The sequence below is a fragment of the Pseudoalteromonas luteoviolacea genome, assembly GCF_018100925.1.
Classification (GTDB): Bacteria; Pseudomonadota; Gammaproteobacteria; order Enterobacterales; family Alteromonadaceae; genus Pseudoalteromonas; species Pseudoalteromonas obscura.
Map to the genome: position 1 here is coordinate 232,067 of NZ_JAGJEH010000009.1, position 21,290 is coordinate 253,356.

The window sequence follows — 21,290 nt, forward strand, 5'->3', positions numbered from 1 at the left end:
TACCCCAGCAATTGCCGGGGTATTTTAACGTGTTAATTTTTATTTGGAAGTGTCACAGTTGTGGCTGAGTAACATTAATTCTCTTAGTGCCACTGAGAACTTCGCAAAGTCATGGTTCTGAGAGGTCTTGAACTCAGCTAACATTTGCTGCCAGCGGTGTAACAACGAAGCTTGGTTATCCATCCACTGATCAATCAATGAGTCAACTTCACCATCACCTTCAAAGCTATTCAATACTACCTCAGATAACGCACGCTGCTGCCAATCAAGCTCTTCACGATATGATGCACGTGCAAGCGCTTGCCAATGGTTAGCAACTGGCTGAGCTGTAATTTGGTCTAAGAACCAATGCAAGCCCATGTTTGCACCTAACTTGAAGTAAGTATTCGATACAACCGAGATATCACGCTTAGCATTGCTAGCAACTTCTGCTAAGTCCATAACTGAGAACAAGCTAGATAGCGATACAATGCGATCCGCTAATGCTTGTGGAACACCTTCTGATGTTAACTCAGCAGCCTTCTCAGCAAGACGTGCGCTCTCTTCTTCAACCATATAAGTTGTCAGATTAGTGCTTAAGTCTGCAAATGTCGGTGCGAAGAACTCGATTGTTTCTTCAATGCTTAGTGCTTTGTTACGGTGGCGCAAGAACCAACGCGTAACGCGGCGAACTGTACGACGTAACTGATACAGCATTTCTGTTTGTACAGCTGATGGGATCTTGTTATCAAGCGCTGAAATTTCAGCCCATGTTTCTGACATCTGGAATGTCGCACATGCAATTGAATAACAAAGTGCAATTTCAGCTTCCGTAGCGCCTGTTTCTTCATGCATACGGATCATGAAGTTCAAGCCCATATCGTTTACGATATTATTTGCAAGCTTAGTCGCGATGATCTCTTTTCTTAGTGGGTGCTCATCCATGGCAGCGTTGAATCGGTCACGCAGAGGCACAGGGAAAGAGTTCACTAATAACTGACGGTAGTATGGGTTTTCAGTGATTTCATCAACCACCAAAGTTTCTTTTAATACCATCTTAGAGTAAGAAACCAGTACAGAAAGCTCTGGACGAGTTAGATCAAGACCTGCTGCCGCGCGCTCTGCTAGCTCTTCATCACTTGGCAAGAACTCAATGTTTCTATCAAGCTTACCGTCTTTTTCAAGAGCATGAATAAAGCGGATCTTTTCTTTAAGAGTCGCAGGACCTTTCGACTTAGTTACTGACAATGTATGTGTTTGACGGTAACAATCAGCCAATACCAACTCAGACACTTCGTCGGTCATTGCATATAGCAATTCGTCACGCTGCTTCTTAGTTAAGTCACCTTCTGCAACTAAACCATTCAGCAGTATCTTAATGTTTACTTCGTTATCTGAACACGCAACACCACCAACGTTGTCGATAAAGTCAGTGTTGATTCGGCCACCTTTAGCTGCAAACTCGATACGACCAAGTTGCGTTGCACCTAGGTTACCACCCTCACCGAAGATCTTAGCACCGAGCTCTGAACCATTAATACGTAACGCATCATTCGCTCTGTCACCTACATCAGCATCACTTTCGCTTGCAGCTTTGATGTAAGTACCGATACCACCATTCCATAATAGGTCTACTGGCATCATGAGAAGTGCTTTAATCAACTCATTTGGTGTCATGCTTGCTTTCTTAGTGCCAAGCATTTTCTTGATTTCTGGTGTTAGCGTGATTGACTTAGCAGCACGTGAGAAAATACCACCGCCTTGAGAAATCAGGCTAGCATCATAGTCTTCCCAGGAAGAGCGTGGCAATTCAAACATACGTGCACGCTCTTTATATGAGCTCGCAGCGTCAGGGTTCGGATCGATGAAGATGTGCATGTGGTTGAACGCAGATACTAAGCGCGTGTGCTCTGATAGCAACATACCGTTACCAAATACATCACCAGCCATGTCGCCGATTGCAACCGCAGTGAAATCTGTTGTTTGACAATCAATATCCATTTCACGGAAGTGACGCTTAACTGATTCCCACGCACCTTTCGCTGTGATACCCATCTTTTTGTGGTCATAACCAATAGAACCACCTGATGCGAACGCATCGCCTAGCCAGAAGTTATACTCTTCTGCAATGCCATTTGCGATGTCAGAGAAAGTTGCTGTACCTTTGTCGGCTGCAACTACTAAATACGGGTCATCTTCATCGTGACGAACAACGTCAACAGGAGGAACGATATCACCGTGAATGATGTTGTCAGTAATATCTAACAGACCACGGATGAAAATCTTATAGCACTCTTGACCTTCACGGAAGAAACCTTCTCGGTCATTTGGAAGCTGTTTACAAACGAAGCCGCCTTTAGAACCCACAGGCACGATAACTGTATTCTTAACCTGTTGGGCTTTAACAAGACCTAGTACTTCAGTACGGAAGTCTTCACGGCGATCTGACCAGCGTAAACCACCACGAGCAACCTTGCCACCACGTAAGTGAACACCTTCGATACGTGGAGAGTATACAAAGATTTCAAACGCAGGTAATGGTAACGGCATTTCTGGAATTGCGCTTGGCTGGATTTTGAATGATACGTATGACTTGTTTGACCCATCTGCTTCTTTTTGGTAGAAGTTCGTTCTTAAAGTCGCATCAATCATCGCAACGTATAGACGAATGATACGGTCGTCATCAAGGTTTGCTACGCTTTCTAGCTCGTGATAGATTTTCTCTACTAGCTTATCAAGTGACTTTTGTGCCACTTTCTTCTGAGGACAGAATTTCTTCTCAAACAACTCAACCAATTGGTTAGCGATATGCGGGTAGTGTTCGAAAGTGTTTTCAATATAAGACTGTGAGAAAGTCACACCAATTTGACGCATATACTTAGCGTATGCACGTAAGATAGACGCTTCACGACCTGTAGAGCCCGCTTTTAGTACTAAGCGGTTAAAGCCGTCGTTTTCTAGGCGGTTATTCCAAACGTTGATAAGCGCTGCACGGAAACGAGCAGATACTTTATCAAAGTCAGCCAGTCCCTTGCTGTCAAGCAACATTGAGAAGTCCATGATCCAGTTGATTTGACCATCACTTGTCTTAACAGCATATGGCGTTTCGCCGATTACACGTAAACCAAAGTTTTCTAGCATTGGCATTACGTCAGATAGGTGAATTGGCTCATCTTTATGGAATAAGCTCAGACGAACAATTTGCGAATTTGCTTCTTCTTGAGGTCTGTAGAACAACATTTCTAGTTTGTTCTCATCGCTCAATCTCTCAAGTTTTGAGATATCAACGACAGCAGCACTTGGCAATACTTCATCTTTATATGCACGAGGGAAAGCTGTTGCATATTTACGGTTTAATTCGTTGCCGCGAGCTTCACCTTCACCAGCAAGTAAAGCCGTTTGTAGTTTATCTTCCCATGTACGGGCAGCTTCTACTAAATTATTTTCGATTTCTTTCACGTTGTACTTAATGTTGTTGTCAGCTACACGAACAATGTAATGCGTTCTTGCTAATGTAGACTCAGAGAAAAATGTAGTGAACTCAACTTTTTCGTTAGACCCAAAGGCATTGCCTAACAACTTTTGAGTTTCGCGACGAAGCGCGGTGTTGTATCGCTCACGCGGCACATAGACCATACAAGAGAAGAAACGACCATAGACATCTCTTCGAACGAATAGACGACACATGTCACGCTCTTGGGTTTGCAAAACGCCCGTAGCTACATCCAATAACTCAGATTCACGAGCTTGCACTAACTCGTCACGTGGGTACGTTTCTAAGATATTGAGAACAGCTTTGTATGCGTGCGTCCCTTTCGCAAAATCACATTGCTCCATGATGCGAGCAATTTTGCTCTTAAGCACTGGAACATCTGATGCACTGTTATTGTAAAAGCTTGATGAGAACAGACCTATAAAACGGTCTTCGCCAATAACGTTCCCTTCGTCGTCAAATCGCTTAATACCAACATAGTCAATATGAGCTGGGCGATGAACACGAGACTGGGAGTTCGTTTTTGTTAGGATCAATAAGTTTTTACTACGTGCTTCAAGGCGAGCGACTTCTGGCAACCCTGATAGCAAGCGGCTGCTTTCAGTAGAGTTTTTCATTAGGCCTAAACTTGAGCCTGCAACCGGCTTAAGTTCATAGTCACCTTGAACTGGAACAAGGTCATATTGACGGTAACCCATGAATGTGAAGTTATCACGAGCTAGCCAATCTAAGAATTCAACTGCTTCATTGAGCTCTTGCTCAGAAGAGCTGTGCTTACGGTTAGGAATGTCTGCACCGACAGCAACTAGCTTATCCCGGATTAGCAACCAATCTTCAACCGCTACAGTAACATCTTTGAGCACTGATTCTAGCTCTTGCGTAAAATCAGCAATAACTGCTTCGTCTGTTTGACGATCGATTTCAATAAAGAAAACAGTTTTAGTAGATGAAGATTCTTGTTCGGTTTTTAATCCTGAAACAGCGGAGATTTTATCTTCTTGGTCACGGTTGATTTTGAGAGGACAGTGTAAAAGCAAATGCGATGCAATATTCTTACGGCTAAGCGCCATACGCACTGAATCAACCAAAAACGGCTTATCATCTGAGATGATTTCTACAATCGTGTGAGACGATTGCCAGCCATCTTTTGCAACTTCAGGGTTGAATACACGGATAACTGCATTGTCTGAGGTATTCTTTTCGAGAGAATTCCAAAGACTCAAAGCAGCACCGTACAGGTCGCTGTCGTTACGATGTGCCAAATCCTCTTTAGACATGTTGCTGTACAAGGCTTTGGCGAATGTTTCAACGAGCGACACGTTATCGGCATGAACTTTTTTCTGGATCAACTTGCAAACGTTATCAAGGATAACCGATGCTGGACCTTCACTTTGTGTCATTATGTGTTCCTTAATCTATACCACCTTTGAACGGTAGATTATTTGTACAGCCAATTATTAGCGTGGAGTCCAGAGGATTTTAACCTTTCTGGCGCTAATAAAAAGCTTTTTTGACAAAAACATTTGAGGCTTTTCAGCCAGTTGGTCATATATTCACAAATTGTAGATATAAATGGCCAATTAAGGCCATTTAAGAGCACAATTATTCACACTTTTTTTTCTGGTCAGGCCAGATGAAAGTACCTATCGCAGGTAACAGCAATACAGCACCAAGCATATTCACTAAGAACATAAACGTCAGTAGTATCCCCATATCAACTTGAAACTTTAATGCAGAGAAAATCCAAGTACTCACGCCTATCGCCAGTGTTATACCCGTAAATAATACAGCACTGCCTCGCTCAGCCAACGCGTTACGATAAGCAGCTGATAAGGGCATACCTTGTTTTAGCTGATTCATCATTGAAGATAGGATATAGATACCATAATCGACACCAATTCCTACGCCCAGTGCTATGACTGGTAGCGTGGATACTGTAAGTCCAATTTCCAACTTAACCATCAGCGCTTGAGCAAGTGTTGAAACAATATACAAAGGTAATACAACTGCTACTGTTGCGCGTATACTCCTGAAACTGATCAGACACAAAATAATCACCGCACCATAAACATAGATCATCATTGGTAATTGTGCAGCCGCGACTGACTCGTTTGTTGCTGCCATCACGCCAATAGGACCAGAAGCCAGCTTAAAACTAACTCGATCAGTTCCCTCTTCGTTTGCAAACAATTTAATTTGAGACACGACGTGGTCGATGGTTTCAGCTTTGTGATCATCCATGAAGATGATAATCGGCATTACGGAGCAATCGCCATTGAGTAGACCCGTACTCGTTTCTACTCTTGAAGTAGCCTGTACTAACGACGCGCCATTTCTAGGCAAAGTTTGCCATTTCAAATTGCCCTCGTTGTAGCCAGCGTTAACCGCTTGAGCAACAGAGCTCAAAGAAACTGCGGATTGTACGCCATCTAGGTTTTCTACCCGCCACTGGAATTGACTTACTCTCTCCATCGTATCATGTTCAGTACAAGCCGCCGGATATGCCTCTACCAACACTTTTAAAATGTCTGATGAGATCTCATATCTATCTGATATCAAGAAGGTGTCTAAATTATAGCGCGCGTCTTCATGAAGTGCTGGTGCACCCGCATGTAAATCGCCAATGCGCATGTCTTTCGACTGCCAATAACCAAATGCAAATAAGCCCGCTGAAATGAGTAGAATAACACTTGCGTACCGTTTATCTGTCGCTAAAACCAAACTCTCTCGCAGTGTAGTGAACACACTATTGGCTTCATTCTTCCCGTCATCAACCCGGTTCATTTTAGAAGATTTGAAATAAGAGGCCAAAACAGGCAACAGTATTAAGTTGGTGAAGATAATTACCGCAACACCTAAGCTGGCTGTAATTGCAAGCTCTCGTATAATCCCGATATCAATCGCCAGTAATGTCATAAACCCAATGGTGTCTGATAATAAGGCGATACCACCCGGGATCAATAGTGCTTTGAAACTCGCCTCTGCTGCGACTTTACTACTAACACCTTCAGATACCTTTTTGCCTATGGCATTAATCATTTGTACGCCGTGGCTCACACCAATGGCAAAAACTAAAAATGGCACTAATATCGACATTGGGTCAAGACCAAAACCAAGTACCGACAACAGACCAAGCTGCCAAACAACAGCGATCAATGAACATGCAATTGGTAACAGTGTAAGCTTAAAGCTCTTACAGAACAGCCAAACCATAATAAAAGTAAAAAGAATGGCGATTGCAAAGAAGAACACCACGTCTTTGGCACCATCAGCGATGTCCCCAGCCATTTTAGCGAAACCGATGATATGAATTGAAACTTTGTCTGTACTAAGCGGATCTCTGATCTCTGACTCAAGTTTTTTTGCAAATGCTAAAGTGTCCAGCTTCTCTTGAGTTTGTGGGTCGGTCTCCATTAACTGAGCCGATACCATGGCACAAGAATAATCGCTTGCAACCATGCGGCCAACGACTTTGGCTTTTTCAATATTTTGCTTAACAACCGCTAAACCCGCTTCATCTGCTGTAAAGTTTGCAGGAATAATTGGCCCACCCGCAAAGCCATCTTCTACCACTTCAACAAATCGGGCGCTTGGCGCGAATATCGAGTTTACTAGCGGGCGATTAACGCCGGGTATAAAGTAAAGCTGATCATGCACAGCCTTTAATTGCGAGAAAAATTCTGGATTGAATATGTCGCCATCCGCATCACACACGGAAATTAAAATACTATTGGCACCGCCAAATTGCTTTTCGTGCTTCAAATACACCTTCATATAGTCATGATTTAAAGGAATATTTTTATTGAAGGATGCATCCAATTGGATTTGGGTGGACTTAAAGCCTAAAAATAAGGTGGTGAGCGCAAACAGCGCAATAACCATAAAACGATGTCTGAATACGACGTAAACTAGTTGATTTAATATAGACTGCATTAGCGATCAACCTCGATATTTTGAATGCCTTCTTCTGTTGCAAGTACAAGTTTGCCGTTGTGTACCACTCCAGAGAGAATAGATTTACCGTTCTTCAATTGTCTTGTTTGAACTCTGTCGCCTGTCACCGTGAAGATAAAACCACTATTAGCCAACATTATTTGATTGTTATTATGTTCAACGATGCTGTTAATCGTCGCCGATTTATCTACCTTAATTGGTGCAAAGGAAATGTCATCACTCAATGATTGAAAGGTGTTACCACGAAGGCCTGCGACTATCAGTCCACTGTGTTGGTTTTTATTGACTGCAAACAAAGAGCCTGAATAGAACTCCTCCAGCCTTTCCCAGGTCGCCCCTAAATCATGACTTACAGCAAATAGTCCCATCTCACCAACGAGGTATATACTTTGACCATCAATTAGCATGCGATTGAAATGGGGCAGTATGAATTGCGTTTCATCTTCATATGCTTGTGGGTCGTCTTGTTTAAGCTCTGCTAAGTAATCGACATCATCGGGATGAACAAACTCATTTAAAAAGCGCTTATTCCAGCTCTTTCCGCCGTCTTGAGTTTGATACATCATGCCATACGCACCAATTGCAAAGCCTTGATTGTCGTTAACAAACTCAATATCTAAACAGGGCTTTTCTAGATCTGGTAGATATTGTTGAACTTGCCAAGATACGCCACCGTCTGTGGTGTGTAAAATAGACGCATCATGGCCACACGCCCACCCTCTTTTCGCCGTAGTAAAATCTACCGCGGTTAATAAAGATTGAATTGGTACGTGTGCTTGTTGCCAACTCGAACCGTCATCACTGAACACAATGGTGCCATGCTTTCCTACCGCGACTAATCTATCGCCACTATAGGTTATATCGGTTAGCAAGGTTTTCTCTGGGTGTGCAACTCTCAACGCTTCTTCGGCGCTGCCAAAAGCTTCACTTTGCATAACGAACACTGCAATCGACGTTGCAATTAACTTCTTAATCATTATGAATACTCAAATAAAAAATGTCGTGAATGACTGGGGGGATAAAGTTGGGCTACAGCAAGCCCAACCTTAATAGAGTGTAGAAAGACCAATTACTTGATCCTAGAAGACGTAATATTAACGTCTTCCCTCTCGACGAAGTGCGCTTTGAGTAAACTCATTGTCTTGGAAAGACTGCGTAAAATCATACATTTTTTCTTCGTTGTCTAAACCTATGGCTAGATAACGACGAGAGTTTAAATCGTGATAAACGTCAAGTGTACTCCAGTGAGTTGGTACATCGTAGTAATTGATACCGTGTGCCATCGCTACGCGATACATTTGGTCACGATTATCGTACAGATCAGCTACATGAATCTGCCAGCTATCTTCATCGATAAAGAAAACACGCTTTTTATAAATGTGACGTGTGCCTTCTTTGAGGTTTGCCTCGACAACCCATACACGGTGCTTTTCGTAGCGAACATGTTCAGGGTTGATATGACCGGCTTTCAAAATGTCTTCATACTTAAGAGAGTCACTGTGCAGCTTATAGCTGTTGTACGGAATGTACATCTCTTTTTTCCCTTTTAATGTCCAGTTGTAACGGTTTGGTGAACCATTGAACATATCGAAGTCATCTGTTGTACGTAAGCTATCAGAAGCTGTTCCCGGTGCATCATATGCAACATTTGGCGCACGACGAACACGACGCTGTCCCGTGTTATAGGTCCAAGCTTGACGCGGCGTCAAAATTTGGTCCATTGTTTCATGAACTAGTAGCGCCGTACCAGCTAGTCGAGCTGGTTCTGTTACTTTCTGCTTAAACTTAAATAGTACGTTAGACTTTTGCAGCTCTTCTGGCGTTGCACTTGGATCTGAGTACTTTACTAATAATTTTTCATCAAAACCAATAATGTTGTATGAACCAGAAGCCGTTGGCATTGCCTGACCACCATTACGAGCGATTGACAGACCACGGTATCTTAACAGGTGGTTCCAAATTGCTTCTAATCCATTTTCAGGGATAGGGAAAGGAATGCCAATTGCGGTGTTTTTAATACCATTGCCGCCTTCAATTAACTCTGCTGTTGATGCGTACTTCTTGGTCGCATCGTAAACAAATTGCGGATATGCAGCACTGCGTCGCGTCTGATAAACATTCATTTTGAATGTATCTGGGTATGTTTCAAACAGAGCAATTTGCCCAGGGCTCAAGTTATCCTTGTATTTATCAAGGTTACTCTTATCAATAGTAAACAAAACTTTATCATCAGCATATGGGTCTGGATGGTGCATACCTGGTTTAAAGTTAGCTGGTGGCTTAGTAATTCCGCCTGTCCACGATGGGATCGTGCCATCTGCGTTACCGGCGACTTCTGCACCAATTGGAGATAAATCTTTGCCTAAACGAGCGACTTCTTCTGGTGTCATTTTCGCTAGTGCAATCGGAGCAGCCATTATTGTCATTATTGATGCTGCGAGTAGTGTAGGTTTTCTAAACATATCGAAAGCCCTTAAATTGAATACTTAATATTAAATGATACAAAGTCACGGTCTGAGAACGTATTTGTTGCGCCACCGCCCCAGAAAGTGTTGTACCCTAAATCAAATGACCACGCATTTTGATAACTAAAGTTAAGGTTTAGACCCATTGACTTTCTATCTTCAACAAACAAGAACATAGGATCTGGTGTCGTACCATTCACGTCATGTGAAAATACAACTCTTGGTGAAAAGTTTACGCCAGAGAAAAGGTTGTTATACTCACCTTTTGCAATGAGACGGTAACCCCAAGAAGAAGCTGTTGGGAATGGATTTACTTCTGGACCATTTGATACAGCTTGGTGAATTAAATCGTAGTTACGGCCTTCTACCCCTTCAATTGTGCCACTTCGGCCCGTGCCTGCTACATTTAGACGCAGCTCGTCGTAAGCTGGCATGTCTTTAATGGTAACCGCACCGACTTCACCAACCACTGCCCAGCTATCAGCGCCTAATGATGGGCCAAATAAATGCGTCGCGGTAAATTGAAGTTGCATGGTATCTTTTAGTACGTAACCTTGAGCAACTTCACCAGGCTTAACATAAGCGGTTGCGTCACCTTGACTCAGCTGAGAAAAACCTCTGAAGTCATCTCTAATTCCCGCAGCAGCTAACTGCTCTACCATACCAGCATAAAGAAGTTCTACATCATCAATTTGTAGCGGCTCATCTTGGCGGTACGCAAATTCACCTGAGAAAGCTGTTTCGCCAATCGCCGTATTAAAGCTCAGACCATAGAGTTTGATATCTTCAGGATAGACAATCACAGCCTGAGTGAAGGCATTCAGGTTAGTAATGTTGTCCTCAGTGATCTTATTGCCTTGAATATACTCAAGGTCCTGCATGATTGCGCCAGTGGTAAAGTTAGAAGCTTTACCTGAAATCAGAGGCCTACGGCTGTGGTAATTGATATGATAAAGCGCAATCTCTGTATCATTTAACTCAGGCACAAACATACCTAAGCGAATACCAAATTGACCACTATCGTCCGCGTCTGTTTTACCTGCATTACCTTTGCCTTTCAGGGCAACACGTGTTGGGTATGCAAGATACATAGAAGACAGCATTTGTCGCGCTTCTGCGCTGTTTAACACACTCTGGTCAGTAACATCCAAACCTTGTGCAGCTAGTGCACCAACCCAATTTGCCTGAAGAGAGTTTAATGCTTCAGTTAGGTGGTGTAAGTCAATATCCGGGTTTGACGTAAAACCAAGTTGCACGTTTTGACCGTAACCATTTGCAGAGGCAAAATCATTTGTTGAGAAATAGCTCCCTGTCGCAGGCAGGCGCGTTTCATGCCATTCATACTGATAAAAAGCTTCTAGCGTAATGTTCTCTGTAATACCCAACGAGGCCCAAAGCATACCTACAGGGATAAACGCCTCTTTTAGCTCTGAACCAGGTGCTTTAAGTCGATCTATATCAACTGGGTTAACGTTTATACCGTGTGAAATTAACGTACTTTCACCCCAGTTAATAACCTGTTGGCCTAAGCGAATTGATAGTGGGTTATTACCGTCATTTAAATCGAAATCAGCCCAAACAAATGCATCCAGTAGACGCGCATCCGAACAAACTTGCTCTTTCGTGTCGTCATCGGCACAAGGATCTACCTGCTGGCCTGACACAGGGTTGCGATATGCGAAATCGCCGTCTTCCATCGCAAAGTCATAAAAATACATGAAGCGAGAGAAGAAACCGTAGTTGTCTTTAGTTATAGCAAACTCATGGGTTCCTTTGAGCAATTGCGAGAAAGTATCGCCAGAGTCAAAATTTAAATTACCCGCATCACCATTGTTGGAGTATGCACCAGGCTGACTCCAAACTTGAGAAGAAGAGTATAAAGTGTTGCCTGTAGAGGCATTATAACCAGTCCAATCAAACCTTGGATGGTTACTCTTACCAATATGACCAAAGTCTCTATCTTCTACCCTGATGCTCTGACCATATGAAAACGTCGAATCGAACGTTATTTCAAAATCACCGACCTGGAAATTCGCGGCGTGCGCATGCATGCCAACACTTCCAAAAATGGCTGCTCCAAGCCCAAGCATAATCTTGTTCTTAGTAAAGCGCGCTTTTTTTATCATTATTTCTCCCCCTTATGGCGGGTAAATCTAATCAAGTTATTGTTTTTTGTTGTCGTAACGATAGAAGCGAAAATCGAAAATTACAAATTTTACGCGTTCGTTCGGTGCATTTTTAACTTTTTAGCCCGTCTTTTAACCTTGGTAAGACGTCTTACCAGAATAGTTATAACACGTAATTTAAGTTTAAAACAAACCGAATTAACAAAAATACTTTATCTCTGAAAGCCTTTTTGCCGATCAAGTCACCTTTTCAAGGGCTATAAATCGATTACTATCGTCAAGTTGCAATCTAAATCGACCACTAACACCAATGCTCGATACAAACCGTCTTATATGTGTCGCAGGGAAGCGAATTCGCTTCCCGCCATCTTCCACAACCTGTATATATTCAATGTCACCTTCGTAATAGGCTAAACATTGCTCGTAAGTAAGTCTTAAAAAAAAGTAATATTCTTGCATCAATCAGTTTAAGGCTCTATCTATTTTCTCAAATAAATCATCACTTAAGTCAGAAATTGCAGCTAAACGCTCCAATTGGGTACGCATTTTGTCCTGTCGGTTTTGGTCAAACCTTTTATATGACAATAGCGGCGTGATTATTCGTGAAGCATTTTGTGGGTTGAGTTCGTTTAACTCTGCAATTAAATCAGCTAAGAGTTCATAGCCTCTGCCATCAGCTCTGTGGAACTGCTTTGGGTTTGATCTGGCAAAAGAACCAACTAAAGAGCGAACTCTATTTGGATTTGATTTATCAAAACAAGGGTGGGAATAAAGTGACAACACAACATCTATACACTTGTCAGACTGGTTGGTGGCCTGCAATGCAAACCATTTATCCATCACAAGTAGGTCGTGACTCCACTGCGCATCAAACTCTTCCATTAGCTTTGTTGATAGTGTGTGCTGCGCATTTAAAGCACTTTTTAACGCCCCTAATTTAGTTGTCATGTTTGTCGAGCTAGCCTGCTCAATCAGATGGCTTGTCACATCAAATTGAGTTAATGCCAAATAGTAAAGGCATTTATTCTTAAGTGCACGTATTGCCACATCTTTAGAACTTAACCCACCGCTGTCATGTGTGCTGGTATAAAATGCCACAAGATGCTTTTCGAGCAGTTGAGCAACCTGCTGCTCAAGAAGTGCTATTGCATTGCACAGCGCATCTACAGGCACAACGTCGTACCCTCCAGATAAAGTATCGAAGTTAGGCACTGAAATGTACTCAGCAAGAATAGCTAGATCTGCCGGCTTGTTCTCAAACATACTAACTAATACTGACGCAAGCTCCTCAGTCATAGACTGTGTTGGTTCTGTGCTTTCTACATACGAACGTATTTGATGAGTAAACAAAATTTGCATTGCTTCCCACCTTGCATAGTAACTAGACGCATATTTGGCAATGTGGCTAAGCTGCGACAAAGAGTAATCATATTTTAGTAAACACGGTGCAGAAAAGTCCTCAAGTAGCACAGGTATCGGCTCTGCTTCAATGTTCTCAAAAATGAAAGTCTGATTGGCTTGCGTTAACTCAAGAACACGGCCCTGTTTTAAGTCAGCCTTATTTAACTCAATTGCCTGCCCTTGCCCATCCAGCAGCTCTATTGCCACTGGAATATGTAAAGGCGCAGTGACCGGGTCATTTTTAGCATGTGTTTGTGTTAGCTCAATTTCATAAGTTTTTGACTCTGGTTGGAATTTTGTCGACACGTTTAAAGTAGGCGTACCAAATTGTTGATACCAAAGCTTGAACTGATTTAAATTTGTATTCGTCGCATCAGCCATTGCATTAACAAAATCATCGCAAGTGACCGCTTGACCATCGTGTCGCTCAAAATACAGACTCATGCCTTGCTGAAAGCCCTGCTCTCCCAATAACGTGTGCATCATACGGATCACTTCAGCACCTTTATTGTAAACTGTCACAGTGTAAAAGTTATTCATTTCAATTACTTTCTCTGGACGTATTGGGTGTGCCATGGGTCCAGCATCTTCGGCAAATTGGTGCGTCCTCATTGCATTGACCGCGTCAATTCGGTTAAGTGCTCTTGACCCCAAATCGCTGCTAAATTCCTGATCTCTAAAAACTGTTAAGCCCTCTTTTAGGCTCAACTGAAACCAATCTCGACATGTGACTCGGTTGCCTGTCCAGTTGTGGAAGTACTCGTGCCCAACAATTGATTCAATGACGTGATAGTCTCTATCCGTTGCAGTTTCCTGATTCGCTAAGACACAAGCGCTGTTGAATACATTCAGGCCTTTATTCTCCATTGCTCCCATATTGAAAAAATCAACCGCAACAATCATATAGATATCAAGGTCATACTCTAAATTAAAACGCTCTTCATCCCACTTCATTGACTTTTGTAGTGATGTCATTGCGTGTGGTGCTTTAGAAAGGTTTCCTTTATCAACAAAGAGCTGTAATTTCACTTCTTTTCCACTCTTTGTGACAAACTTGTCTTCTAGCTTGTCAAAGTCTCCCGCGACTAAAGCAAACAAGTATGATGGCTTTTTAAATGGGTCTTCCCATGTCACAAAGTGTTTGTCATCCCCAATAGTGCCCGAGTCAACTTGATTTCCATTGGATAGCAAAAATGGAAAATCTTTACTGCCAATTACGGTAACTCGATAGGTCGCAAGTACGTCTGGTCTGTCAAAGAAGTATGTGATCTTTCTAAAACCTTCTGCTTCACATTGCGTACAGTATGCACCGTCAGAGAGGTATAACCCCTCTAGAGAAGTATTTAGTTCAGGCGCTATTTCTGTTTCTATTTCAAGATCAAATGAAGCAGGTACCGAATCTATTTTGATACCGTCAACCAACAGAGTGTATTGAGCGTGAGGCTGACCGTTCACTTTTAGAGAGATAAGCTTCAAGTCAATACCATCTAATTCAACATAAGACTGCTCGCTATTTGCGCATAAACTGTACTTGGCTATGACTCTTGTTTGCTTAGGTGATAGATGAAAAGTCAGATCAAGGTGCTCAACTTGGTGACTAGGTGGCTGGTAATCTGCTAAAAGTTTAGCTTGCGGTTTCTGCGTCATTTAAATTCCTTCATCGCATTAGTTGGCCAGATAATATAAACAATGCCCTGTGGCCAATATCTGCTTGTCTATTAAATGCCAATATCTAATTACGCGTAAGTTTATCGCCCGTTTAGAGCGCTCATTATCTATTGGACAGGATTTTATAATATTAAATTAGTGAAATGTAGCCTTTCAGTAAGTTTAGACGAGTAATATCGTTGTTAAAACAATAAAAAGGCCCCACTTGTGTGAGGCCGGTTGTTTTTATTCTTGCTCTCTTGGTTTGAGCTTTAAAACTTTAACTCCGAGGTAACCATAAACAATTGCTAGCAGTGGATTTATTAGATTGAAAAATGCATACACAGCGTAATCAAGTGGGTTGATTAATAGGACGCTTTGCATGTAAGCACCGCAGGTATTCCATGGAATAAGTGGACTGGTAATTGTTCCGCCATCTTCAAGCGTTCTTGACAGGTTGACGCTTTGCAATCCACGGCGTTTATATTCTTCTTTGAACATTCTACCAGGCACCACAATGGCAATGTACTGATCGGCAGCAACTAAGTTAGTACCAAAACATGTCGCGATAGTAGACGCGATAAGAGAACCCGTACTTTTTGCAATACGAAGGATGCTACGTACAAACACTTCTAGAAGGCCTGTTTTTTCCATGATGGCACCAAACATAAGTGCAGTCATTATTAACCAAGTCGTCGTCAGCATACTAGACATGCCGCCACCACTTAAAAGGTCATCCATTTTTGCATCCCCAGTTTGGACACTAAAGCCATCAAAGAAAGTAGCCCAAATCAGTTTAAATTGCCCTACTATCTCTCCTTGACTCGTATCAATCTGGCTCGCAATCAAATCTCCTTGAAATAAGATAGCCCAAACAGCACCAACGACAGCACCAATTGAAATGGCAGGAAACGCTGGCATTTTTTTAACTGCCAGAGCCAATAGAATAACCAAAGGAACCAACATAAAGATATTGATGTTAAAGTTACTTTGTAAAATAGCACTAATAGCGTCTATTTTATTTGCATCACTCGCGACATCAGCATTAAAGCCCATAATGATAAAGATAATGAGCGCAATGACAAAGCTTGGAACTGTAGTCCATAACATGTGTTGAATATGGTCAAAAAGGTCACTGCCTGCGACCGCTGGTGCTAGGTTCGTGGTTTCAGAAAGCGGGCTTAGTTTGTCACCAAAATATGCTCCGGAAATGACAGCTCCTGCGGTAACAACGGGGTCTAACCCAAGCCCATTAGCCACCCCCAAAAGCGCAACACCGATTGTTGCAGCTGTCGTCCAAGAACTACCTATACTCATTGCAACGATGCCACATATTAAGCAACTGGCCGCATAGAACCAAGCAGGGTTAATTATTTGCAGTCCGTAATAGATAAGCGTTGGAACCGTACCTGATAGTAGCCAAGTACCGATTAGAGCTCCTACCATGAGCAAGATCAATATCGCGCCTAGAGAAATAGTGATACCCTTAATCATCGCTTCTTCAAGCGTTTTCCAGGTAAAGCCATTTTTTAGTCCAATAAGTGCAGCTGTAAAAGTCGCAAATAATAGTGCGATTTGGTTTGGACCTGATGATGAATTATCACCATACAAATAAACAGCAGCACCTAATAAACTGACTAAAACGATAATTGGTATAAAAGCATCCCAAGCTGATGCCGATTTTGGTTGTTTCAAATTTATGTACCCCTCGCACTCATTGCGGTGCGTATTATTATTTGACCGAGTAGTTATTACTCTACTTTACCAATCCGGTTTAATAATTATTAATAAACGAGTATTCAACTTTCAATAAAAGCATATTGCTTAATATGAAGGTTTAAATTTCTCGTTGATTGATTGTGCCAATTATCAATACGGATTGATAAACATCGTCTCATGTTGTCTTGTTGCGGCTGACGATAATAACAAATTTGCAAGCAGGAGTAACGAAAAAAGGCGCTATTGCGCCTTTTTCATTTGGAGTGTCTTATTAACTAGACTTTATATCGTTTTTCACAAGCCTGCCGTAATTAATCATATCTTGCGTAATAAGCGCTGCTTCTTCGAGATACGGATCCATATCTGATATCACATCTGGTACATCATCCAGCTTTTCAATCGCTTCCATCCCTAAACGCTTTAATCTTTCGTTTGTACGAACCAGCGCTCTTTGATCTCTTTCTTCACGCTCTTTTTTACGCTCAGACTCTACAAGCGAAATTGAGACTTCAGTTTCCTGCTCTTTATAACGTTTAATATCGTCGAACACATAGGAAAACTCAGGTTCTTTCGCAATACGCTTGTTATGCTTGTCATTTAAATGACCAATAACAGACGTTAAGTCATCAATCGTTTTATATTTAGCTCTTGCAATACTATCCCAAGGAAGTGCATTGTCTTCTTGGCTTTCTCCCCACTCTTCTGGTTCGATAAATGAAGGGAGTAAAATATCAGGGATCACGCCTTTGTTTTGCGTGCTCCCACCGTTAATACGGTAGAACTTCGCAATCGTATAGGTAATGCTACCAAGTGGGTTTTCAAACAGATCGTAAGTTTTTCTTAGACCCCTGTGCTGCTGCACCGTGCCTTTACCAAACGTTTGTTCACCTATCACGACAGCACGGCCATAATCTTGCATTGCCGCAGCAAATATCTCTGACGCAGACGCGCTGTATCTATCAACCAGCACAGTCATAGGCCCTTCGTAATAGGTTTTTCCATCTTGGTCTTGTTGCACGTCAATACGGTTGTTCGCTGTATGGATTTGGACAATCGGTCCTTTATCAATAAATAACCCCGAAAGCTTCTTCGCCTCGTATAAAGATCCACCACCATTTTGTCTCAGGTCTATCACAATACCATCGACTTTTTGTGCTTTAAGAGATTTAATTTCTTTTAACACATCTTCTGACAGGTTGTTATAGAAGCTTGGGATCTCGATAACGCCAATTTTGCTTGTTAGATCTGAATATTGTGCTTCAAATACAGACGACTTCGCTGCGCGATCTTCAAGTCGTATTTTATCACGGGTTATTTCAACAACTTTAGGCGTTCCGTGGGAGTCACTGCCCTTCAGGTACTGCAATCTCACTTTAGTGCCTTTTGGCCCTTTAATAAGGTCAACAACATCATCTAGTCGCCACCCAATGACATCGACAAATTCTTCACCATCTTGGGCAACACCGATGATTTTATCGTCAGCTTTAATTTTTTCAGATTTATCCGCTGGCCCGCCAGGTACTAGGCTTCGGATAATTGTGTAGTCTTCATCATAACCTAAGACAGCACCAATCCCTTCGAGCTCAAGGTCCATATCCATCTTAAACTGTTCCGCTCTGCGCGGCGAAAGATAAGATGTGTGCGCCTCAACACTACGAGCGAAAGCGTTCATGACGATCTGATAGGCGTCTTCATTATTTGTTTGTACTAATCGCTTTTGAGCATTTTTGTAGCGCTTAGTTAAAATTTCTTTGATACCTTCCCAGTCTTTACCTGTGAGCTTTAAACGCAAAGCATCAGATTTTACTCTTTGACGCCAGAACTCGTTCAACTCCGCTTGGTCTTTGGCAAATTTCGCCTCTTCGCGGTCATAGTAAAATGCATCAGGGGTATCAAACTTCATCTCTTTGTCTAACAAAGAAATGGCGTATTCAAAACGTTCAAAACGTCTTTGCATGCTCACGTTGAACATTTCAAAAGCAAAGTCCAACTTACCACTCATCAGTGCTTCATCAAACTTTGCTTTATATTGTTTAAAAGCATCTACGTCAGACTGAAGAAAAATAGACTTATTGTAGTCCAGTGTTTCTACATATCGGTCAAAAATCTCTTCAGACAATGTTTCGTTGAGCTTAAAACGTTTGTAGTGGTCACGAGTAAATTTACTTGTCACTCTCTTCGTAGCTGTTGCGTGCTGTAATTCTGGCTTAAGCACTGGTATATCATTTTCTGTTACAACGCTATTTGCTGCCAAACATGTGCTTGAAACAAACAGTGCAACTGCCCCAATGAGTGGTAAATTTTTACTCATACACTACTCCTTATAGAATAAATAGGCTTTCGGCCTTGGTCTTAACCTGCATACCAGTAACAAGCTCAACGTGTACTTCGTCTTTATTGACTTCCGTAATCGTCGCATTTACTAGTGCTTGGCCAAGTTTAACTTTAACTTTATTATTAACCTTGACCTCATTTGCAGGAAGAGGTTCAACTTTTCCTGAACTTCTGCGCTGCTGTTGCTGTGCAGGTTTCTTATTAACTCTAGGCTTTTTATTAGCATGGCGTGGCTGGCCTTGCCCTTTTGATTTGTAAGATTTTGTGTCACCGTCGTTTCGAGGTCTTTGTGGCTTCTTACGTTTAGCCATCTTGGCACGGCTTTCTTCTAGTGCTTTTTGTGCATGTTCAACGTGCTCTTGTTCTACTTTTTCAGCCTGGCCGCCTTCTAAGTCAACACGAAATTCATTTTTAGTTACGGCTTCTAAATAGCGCCAGCTAGATGTGTACTTTCTCAGAGCTTGCCTAACTTGCGTTTTACTAACTTTATCAGAGCCTTCAATCTTCTCAGCGATATCTTTGAAGATCCCGACTTTGAGTGGTTTAATACCATCCTTTTGTTTAAAACACTGAGGAAATTCTGAGTATAAAAACTCCAATACCTCATTAATATCTTTTAGCTTGTTTGTGGTTTCCATGTCTAAACCTATTTAAATATTTTCATCTAATGATGAATTAATATAGTGTGTAACCCAGTCTAAGAGTTCATCTAAGTCGGTTTCAATTAATGCCATATCACCGCGAAGATGTTCCCAAATACCATTTATAATTTGATCAATTTGCTCACTTCCAAGATCTTCGGGTAATCTCTCCCAAGCAAAGTGAATGAGTTCATTAAGCGTTTCTGCAACTTGCTCTTCATCACCTTCCCAGTCGCCAACATCAAAGTTGGAAAACAAGTAGTCTTGTACATTAAGCATATCTTTCATTTTAAAGTGTTTCCTCGAAGCTTTTAACTAACGCTTCTAATCCCAGTCTATCTTGTTCATCAAATCTTGCCAAACTAGGACTATCAATGTCCAATACCGCAAAAACTTTACCTTGCTTATACACTGGTATCACTATTTCTGAATTGGATGCAGCGTCGCATGCAATGTGCCCTTCGAAAGTGTGCACATCTTCAATTAACTGTGTTTTTGCTTCTGATACTGCGGTGCCGCAAACGCCTTTACCAACAGGAATTCGAATACATGCAGGGTTGCCTTGGAATGGACCTAAAACAAGTTCATTATCGCCATCCATCAAATAAAAACCGGACCAGTTAATGTCTTCCATATTAGTGAAGAGCAAGGCACTCAAGTTAGCCATATTTGCGATATGGTTTCGCTCCCCATCAATGAGTCCCTTTGCCTGTTGATTTAACAACTCATAAAATTTTTGCTTTTGCATTGTTGGTACTGAACATTCTTACATATAAACAGTAAAGGTACTCTTTCACGCACACAAATGAAACCTTTTACGAGGAAAAAGTACCAATTTGTCGTCAATACAACACCAACTGTTCATTTTGCACACAGCACAATTATCATTGCTTTCTTAAGCTGTATAAAAATAACGCAGACGCCAACGCACACATCACCGCATTAGCTATCAATATCGGTCCCCCCGACACGGAAAGTAACAAAGTCAATACGGTACCTCCCAACATTGCCACTGTTGTCAGAGCAGAATAGGTTAATTTGTTTCGCTTATATAAAAACAAGTAAACAGGTAACACGCACAACGCCATAGCCAAGCCCACAATGTGACCATTGGATATGGCCGTCGTCAACAACTGAATGAATAGCTGTCCTTGCCCTGTAGTAATATAGAAATATATACCTAGTAAACTACCGACAATAAGTGGAGAAAGCATTGAAATGCCGATTGCAGTGGCCACTTTTTTCATCACAAACACCTTAATAAACTATGTTAGAGATTAAGTCTTTGACTTTAGTCCAATCGCATCAATGCTACATTAGTCTCATTTTCCAAATCCAAAGCAGCTTCACATAATTTAAAATTAAGGTAAGTAATGAATAAAAAAGCCCAAGCTAAAAATTAGCTTGGGCTCAATATGGCGGAGAGATAGGGATTTGAACCCTAGATACGCTATTAACGTATGCCGGTTTTCAAGACCGGTGCTTTCAACCACTCAGCCATCTCTCCATATTTGTAAAGCATCATGTTGTC

The 21,290-nt window shown here is 41.8% G+C and carries 13 protein-coding genes and 1 tRNA gene; all 14 read right to left on the minus strand.

The features are described from left to right. Positions 1-39 precede the first annotated feature (39 nt). Positions 40-4,872: an NAD-glutamate dehydrogenase gene (locus J8M00_RS20230; protein ID WP_211012299.1), complete on the minus strand. Its 4,833-nt coding sequence runs from the start codon at positions 4,870-4,872 to the stop codon at positions 40-42. A gap of 202 nt (positions 4,873-5,074) precedes the next feature. Further along, positions 5,075-7,405: an efflux RND transporter permease subunit gene (locus tag J8M00_RS20235; RefSeq protein ID WP_211012300.1), complete on the minus strand. Its 2,331-nt coding sequence runs from the start codon at positions 7,403-7,405 to the stop codon at positions 5,075-5,077. Then, entirely contained in the window at positions 7,405-8,400 is a 996-nt protein-coding gene (locus J8M00_RS20240) for a WD40/YVTN/BNR-like repeat-containing protein (RefSeq protein ID WP_432652285.1), read from the minus strand. Before J8M00_RS20240 ends, J8M00_RS20235 begins: the two co-directional genes overlap by 1 nt. Positions 8,401-8,520: 120 nt before the next feature. Then, entirely contained in the window at positions 8,521-9,888 is a 1,368-nt protein-coding gene (locus tag J8M00_RS20245) for a DUF1329 domain-containing protein (protein WP_211012302.1), read from the minus strand. Positions 9,889-9,899: 11 nt separating this feature from the next. Continuing rightward, the gene (locus tag J8M00_RS20250; protein ID WP_211012303.1) at positions 9,900-12,017 is read right to left on the minus strand and encodes a DUF1302 domain-containing protein; all 2,118 of its coding nucleotides are present in this window, start codon (positions 12,015-12,017) and stop codon (positions 9,900-9,902) included. A 237-nt stretch (positions 12,018-12,254) separates the two neighbouring features. Continuing rightward, positions 12,255-12,476, minus strand: coding sequence for a DUF2835 family protein (locus J8M00_RS20255; protein ID WP_023399414.1), 222 nt, complete (start codon positions 12,474-12,476; stop codon positions 12,255-12,257). A 3-nt stretch (positions 12,477-12,479) separates the two neighbouring features. After that, positions 12,480-15,065 carry an aminopeptidase N gene (pepN, locus tag J8M00_RS20260; RefSeq protein WP_211012304.1) on the minus strand — a complete coding sequence of 862 codons (2,586 nt, stop codon included), beginning with the start codon at positions 15,063-15,065 and terminating at the stop codon, positions 12,480-12,482. 246 nt (positions 15,066-15,311) lie between these two features. Next, positions 15,312-16,760 (minus strand): Na+/H+ antiporter NhaC, encoded by a 1,449-nt coding sequence (gene nhaC / locus J8M00_RS20265; RefSeq protein ID WP_211012305.1) that lies wholly within the window; start codon positions 16,758-16,760, stop codon positions 15,312-15,314. 295 nt (positions 16,761-17,055) lie between these two features. Continuing rightward, positions 17,056-19,095 carry a carboxy terminal-processing peptidase gene (gene prc, locus J8M00_RS20270; RefSeq protein WP_211012306.1) on the minus strand — a complete coding sequence of 680 codons (2,040 nt, stop codon included), beginning with the start codon at positions 19,093-19,095 and terminating at the stop codon, positions 17,056-17,058. A gap of 10 nt (positions 19,096-19,105) precedes the next feature. After that, on the minus strand, positions 19,106-19,756 hold the full coding sequence (proQ, locus tag J8M00_RS20275) for an RNA chaperone ProQ (protein WP_023399410.1): 651 nt from the start codon (positions 19,754-19,756) through the stop codon (positions 19,106-19,108). 12 nt (positions 19,757-19,768) lie between these two features. Further along, the gene (locus J8M00_RS20280; protein ID WP_023399409.1) at positions 19,769-20,047 is read right to left on the minus strand and encodes a hypothetical protein; all 279 of its coding nucleotides are present in this window, start codon (positions 20,045-20,047) and stop codon (positions 19,769-19,771) included. Between the two features lies 1 nt (position 20,048). Next, entirely contained in the window at positions 20,049-20,507 is a 459-nt protein-coding gene (locus J8M00_RS20285; RefSeq protein WP_211012307.1) for a GAF domain-containing protein, read from the minus strand. Between the two features lie 136 nt (positions 20,508-20,643). Further along, positions 20,644-21,006, minus strand: coding sequence for a hypothetical protein (locus J8M00_RS20290; protein WP_247687482.1), 363 nt, complete (start codon positions 21,004-21,006; stop codon positions 20,644-20,646). Between the two features lie 169 nt (positions 21,007-21,175). Then, positions 21,176-21,266 (minus strand) — tRNA-Ser (locus tag J8M00_RS20295). Positions 21,267-21,290 lie beyond the last annotated feature (24 nt).

Coding starts and splice junctions, on each gene's coding strand:
- J8M00_RS20285 (WP_211012307.1), bottom strand. CDS start 20,507: ATGCAAAAGCAAAAATTTTATGAGTTGTTAAATCAACAGGCAAAGGGA.
- J8M00_RS20230 (WP_211012299.1), bottom strand. CDS start 4,872: ATGACACAAAGTGAAGGTCCAGCATCGGTTATCCTTGATAACGTTTGC.
- J8M00_RS20255 (WP_023399414.1), bottom strand. CDS start 12,476: ATGCAAGAATATTACTTTTTTTTAAGACTTACTTACGAGCAATGTTTA.
- J8M00_RS20245 (WP_211012302.1), bottom strand. CDS start 9,888: ATGTTTAGAAAACCTACACTACTCGCAGCATCAATAATGACAATAATG.
- proQ (WP_023399410.1), bottom strand. CDS start 19,756: ATGGAAACCACAAACAAGCTAAAAGATATTAATGAGGTATTGGAGTTT.
- J8M00_RS20250 (WP_211012303.1), bottom strand. CDS start 12,017: ATGATAAAAAAAGCGCGCTTTACTAAGAACAAGATTATGCTTGGGCTT.
- J8M00_RS20290 (WP_247687482.1), bottom strand. CDS start 21,006: ATGAAAAAAGTGGCCACTGCAATCGGCATTTCAATGCTTTCTCCACTT.
- J8M00_RS20235 (WP_211012300.1), bottom strand. CDS start 7,405: ATGCAGTCTATATTAAATCAACTAGTTTACGTCGTATTCAGACATCGT.
- prc (WP_211012306.1), bottom strand. CDS start 19,095: ATGAGTAAAAATTTACCACTCATTGGGGCAGTTGCACTGTTTGTTTCA.
- pepN (WP_211012304.1), bottom strand. CDS start 15,065: ATGACGCAGAAACCGCAAGCTAAACTTTTAGCAGATTACCAGCCACCT.
- J8M00_RS20280 (WP_023399409.1), bottom strand. CDS start 20,047: ATGAAAGATATGCTTAATGTACAAGACTACTTGTTTTCCAACTTTGAT.